We start from the raw sequence: 5,083 nt of genomic DNA, 5'->3' as shown, positions 1-5,083 counted from the left end.
CGCCAAACTCTCGGCGAGCTGCGCGATCGTCCGCGCGCCCGTCGGCCGGACGCTCGGATCCAGCCCGTGCTCGGTCGTCAGCGACACCCAGATCTCCGCGCGCTGCACGGAGTCCACCCCGAGATCCGCCTCGAGGTCCAGGTTCACCTCGAGCATCTCCGGCGGGTAGCCGGTGGTCTTCACGAGCTTGTCCTTGAGGCGCTCGATCCAGACCGAAGCGTCGGTGGACCCAGTGGACGGAGTGGACGGAATGGACGCCGCTTTTCCACCCGTCCCCGACGTCCCCGGAGTCCCGCGACGCTTCGCCGCTTTCGGCACGTGCCTGGAGCGCGCGCTGTCGAGGAACCGCCGGTGCGCCTCGTCGAGCAGCGCGATGATCGCCGGCTCGTTCGCCTCCATGTACTCGACGAAGTCCGCGGAGAAGACCCCGGGCACGTCGTGCCGCTCGGCGGCCGACCGCGTGTGCCCGAGCGCCGTGAGGAACGCGCGGGCCCGCCGGAAGGTCTCCTCGTCGCCCACCTTGGGATGCAGCGTCGGCGCCATGCGGTGGGGCTTTCCCTCGAGGATCGCGTCGACCATCTTCGTGAGCGACCAACCGGGGCCGACCTCGAGGAAGTGCCGGAACCCCTCCCCGTGCAGCCGCCCGATCTCGCGCGGCAGATCGAGCCGCGTGACGAGCTGCCCCGAGAGGTGCTCCGCGATCGTGTCGCTCGTGAACCCCTCAGGCGAGACGTACTCGCCGGTGATCGTGGACAGGATCGGGATCCGCGGCGGCGAGCACGGGAGCTTCCGGAGCGCGTCCCGGAACGGGATCCGCGCAGGCTCCATGAAGCGCGAATGGAACGCCGCGCCGATCGGCAGGAGGCGCGCCTCGACGCCGAACGACTCGGCCGCGGACACGCACCGCTTCACCGCGTCCTTCTCGCCCGACAGGACGAACCGCCCCGGCGCGTTGATGTTGGTCAGCTGGACCCTGTCGCCCACGAGCGCCAGAATGGCGTCGCGCTGCCCGTCGGCGCAGATGAGGCTCATCATGCCGAGGTCTGGGCCGCCCGAAGTCTTCACGATCTCGGCGGCGCGGATCCGCGCCTTGACCACCTCGTACGCGGTCTCGAGCTCCCAGACCCCGGCCACCGTGAGCGCCGAGATCTCGCCGAAGCTGTGGCCGATCATGACGTCCGGCCGGATCCCTTCTTGCTCGATCAGCATGCGCGCGACGGCGAGCTCGATCGCGAACAGCGCGGTCTGCGCGCCGACGAGCGTCCCGAGCCGCTGCTGGATCCCCTCGTCGTTTTCGTCGCCGTAGATGTGCCCCTTGAGGTCGAAGTCGAACGCCTTCTTCGCCAAGTCGTGCACGCCGTCCACGACGTCGCGGAACACGGGGACGCGGTCGTAGAACACCCGGCCCATGCCGACGTAGTGCGTGCCCTGCCCCGGGAAGCAGAACGCGAGCTTGTCCGAGCCCTCCTCCGACGCGGGCGCCGCGAACACGCCCTGGGACTCGAGCGGCTTGAGCGCCCCGCCCGCCGCGAGCATCTTGATCGCCGCGCCGAGCTTGGCGCGCAGCGCCTTCTGGCTGTCGAAGGTGACGGCCAGCCGCGACGTGATCTCCGCGCCTTCGGTGATGACGCGGGGGATCGGATCCTGGTCGAGCGCCCTGCCGAGCGCGCCAGCGAGCGCCCTGTCGTCGCCGGCGAGGCACAGGAACAGGTCGTCGTACCCCGGATCCCCTGCGCGCACCGACTCGCCGCGCGAGGCGGGCACGAGCCGTGCGCCCTCGGGAGCGGCCCTCGAGGCGCCATCGCCGTGCTCCGGCGAGGCGATCACCGCGAAGTAGTTCGCGCCGCCGAGGCCGAGGGAGTTGACGCCGCCGACGGAAGCGCCGGGCGGCAGCGGCTCGGTCGCGGCGACGGGCCGGACCTTGTCCGCGATGGCGGCGATCTCCGGCCGCACCTTGCGCAGCTTGCGGATGAGCGGGGCCTTGTGCGCCTTGAGCGAGAGGATCGTCGTCAGGGTGGAGCTCGCGCCGGAGCCGCCGTACAGGTGGCCGAGGTGGGACTTCGTCGCGAGGATCCGCAGAGGCTCCGGCCCGCCGTTCGGGCGCAGCTCTGCCGCGAGCGCTCTCGCCTCGACGACGTCGGAGGCCTGGTTCGCGGAGCCGTGCGTATCCGAGAGGATGATCTCCTCGGGCCGCACGCCCGCGCGCGCCACGGTCTCGCGGATCGCGCGCCGGACCGCCTCCTCGGTGGGGGCGACCATCGACTTCGAGTCCGCCTCCGACGAGCCGCCCACGGCGCGGATGACCGCGTGGATCACGTCGCCGTCGCGCTTCGCGTCGGCGAGCCGCCTGAGGAGGAAGAACACGCCGCCCTCGCCGATGAGGAACCCCTTGCCGTCCTCGTCGTAGGGCTTCGCCTCCTTCTCCGCGACTGCGCCGAGCGCGCAGACGCCGCACGTGAACGCGTCCGAGAGCTGCTGGTTCAGGCCGCCCGCGATCATCGAGTCGACGCGGCCGAACATCAGCTCGTACATGGCCGGCAGGAGCGCCGCGATCCCGGAGGAGCAGGCCGTGTCCACGGTGAAGTTCGGGCCGCAGAGGTTCAGGCGGTTCGCCACGCGGCCGGCGATGACGTTCGTCATCCAGCCGGGCAGCGTGTGCTCGGTCGGCGGCGGCCCGAACGCCTTGATCTTCGCGGCCGCGGCATCGATGCACTCGGCGAGCGCCGCCCGGTCGATCGTCTTGGCCGACGGGCACGCGAGGACTCCGTCCGCGTACTCCTCGGTGATCATCGGCATGAAGATCTTCGGGAAGTTGTCGTCGTGCATGGCGCCGAGCGACGCGCCGACGTTCTTGCGCGTCGGGAGATCGAACCCGGCGTCCGTGAGCAGCCGATCCGCGAGGTCGACCGCGAGGAGCTGCGTGGGCGCGATCTGGGACACAGCGGTCGGAAAGATCTTGTGCCTGAGCAGGTTGAACTTGTAATCGTCGACGCGCGAGACCATCCGGGTGGTGATCCGCTCGCCCTCCGGCCCGGCGTCGTAGTGCTCCTCCCAGCCGAGCTCCTTCGGGTCGACCGGCACGAAGAGATCGCGTCCCTGCTCGAGGTTCGCCCAGAACTTCTCCGGGGTGTCCGCGCCGGCGACCCGGCACGCGATCCCGACGACCGCGACCTCCCGCGGCACGATCGGCCGCGCCGGCGGGGCCCGGTGCACGCCGCCCTGCTCCAGGATGACATGGTAGTTCACGCCGCCGAACCCGCTCGAGGTCACGGCCGCCACCCGCATGCCGCTCGGCCTCGGCTGCCACGGCGCGAGCCGCGTGGGGACCACCAGGGCACCCGACGCCTTGGTCGCGTGGGGCGTCAGCTTCTCGTAGCGCGGCATGTGCGGGAACGTCGCGTGCTCCATCGAGAGCACGGTCTTGATGAGCCCGGCCATGCCCGCTGCGGCCTTCAGGTGGCCGATCTGCCCCTTCACGCTGCCGAGGATCAGGGGATCGCGCGGATCGCGGCCCGGCGCGTACACCGTGGCGATGGCGTCGTACTCGTTCGCGTCGCCGACGACGGTCGAGGTCGCGTGGGCCTCGAGGAACTGCACCTCGTGCGACGAGATCCCGGCCACCTCGAGGGCGGCCGTGAGCGCCTCGGCCCTCCCCTCGACGGACGGGGCGTAGATCGCCTGCCCGGCGCCGTCGCTCGACGTGCCGATGCCGCTGATCACCGCGCGGACGCGATCCCCGTCCGCGAGCGCGTCCTCGAGCCGTTTCAGGATGACGACGCCGACCCCCTCCCCTATCACGAGCCCGTCCGCGCTCTGGTCGAACGGGTTGGACGTGCCGCGCTTGCTCAAGCCGTCCACGGCGGAGAACCCCGCGTAGATCGCTGGGTTGGTGCCGAGATCGGAGCCGCCGACCACGGCGAGGCGCGCGTCGCCGGCCATGAGCGTATGGCACGCGACGTTCAGCGCGACGAAGGAGGACGCGCAGGCGCCGTCCACGGTCATGTTGAAGCCGCGCACGCCGAACACCTGGGCCACTCGGTTCGAGAGCGACGGCGTGATGGCGCCGACCGCCGCGATCGCCGGGTGCCAGACGTGGCCCCGCCGCGCGAGCTCGGCCTCGAACTCGACCGCGAGCCTGTCGAGCGTCGCCTTCGAGGCGCCGCGCTCCTCGAGGAGCGGACGCAGGACGCGCAGGTAGTTGTGGCGCTTCAGGGCGACCGTCGAGTGCGCGAACTGATCCACGCCGCTCGCGCCGATGATCGTCACCGCGTCGTGCAGCTGCTCGGACCGCGGCGCGACCCCCGCGTCCGCGAGCGCCTGTCGCACCGACTCGAGCGTGGCGATCTGCGCCGGATCGCTCCCCTTCATCGTATTCGGCGGCAGCTTGAACTCGAGGAACGGGAAATTCTCGACAGGATCGATGAACGAGCCGACCATCGTGTACGACTTGTCGGTCCGCTTCCGGTCCTCGGAATAGAAGTTCCTCATGTGCCAGAGCCGGTCGGGCATGGGCTCGAAGAAGCTCTCGCCGCTCTCGACGTTCCGCCAGTACTGGCCGACGTCGTTCGCCTTCGGGAAAACGCACCCCATGCCGATGATCGCGATGTCGTAACGGCTCATGTCGTCACTCCGAGTTCCGTTCGAGCCTCGATGGCGCTCGATACTTCCTGCCAGTCCCCACCAACCTTCAAGAACTCCATCCCCGCCGTCCATGCGGCCGTCGCGTCGAGATCCTCGCGATCTCCGACCACGACGATCTCCGCGGCGTCGATCGCCCACCGCCGCGCCACGGCCATGAACGGGACCGAGGACGGCTTGAGCACGCCGTGCTCCTCGGCGGCGACGAGGTCGTCGAACAGCGCGGTGTCGATCCGCAGCGCCGACAACCTCTCGGCCACGCGCCCGAAGTCCGAGACGACCGCCGTGCGCACGCCGCGCCCGCGCAGCCGCTCGAGCAGCTGGCCGAGGCCGGGCCTCACGGTCGCCCGCCGCGCGAGCAGCTCCACGAACGCGGGCAGGAACTCGCCGTCGTACCAGGCCGCCGCGCGCTCGATCGTCGTCCCGGCCCGCGCCGCGAGCTCCC

Annotated in this window: 2 protein-coding genes; both read right to left on the bottom strand. The window is 70.9% G+C overall.

The genetic code is table 11. From position 1 onward, the window contains the following. On the bottom strand, window positions 1-4,620 hold a 4,620-nt coding region (locus tag M0R80_31330), incomplete at its 3' end, for an acyltransferase domain-containing protein (GenBank protein MCK9464135.1). Further along, window positions 4,617-5,083: HAD family hydrolase (locus M0R80_31325; GenBank protein MCK9464134.1), on the bottom strand; the 467-nt coding region annotated here is incomplete at its 5' end. The genes M0R80_31330 and M0R80_31325, both read right to left, overlap by 4 nt.

The sequence above is a fragment of the Pseudomonadota bacterium genome, assembly GCA_023229365.1.
Lineage (GTDB): Bacteria > Myxococcota_A > Polyangia > JAAYKL01 > JAAYKL01 > JALNZK01.
The sequence above is the reverse complement of the archived record's forward strand: the minus strand, read 5'-3'. Positions and strand labels throughout refer to the sequence as shown.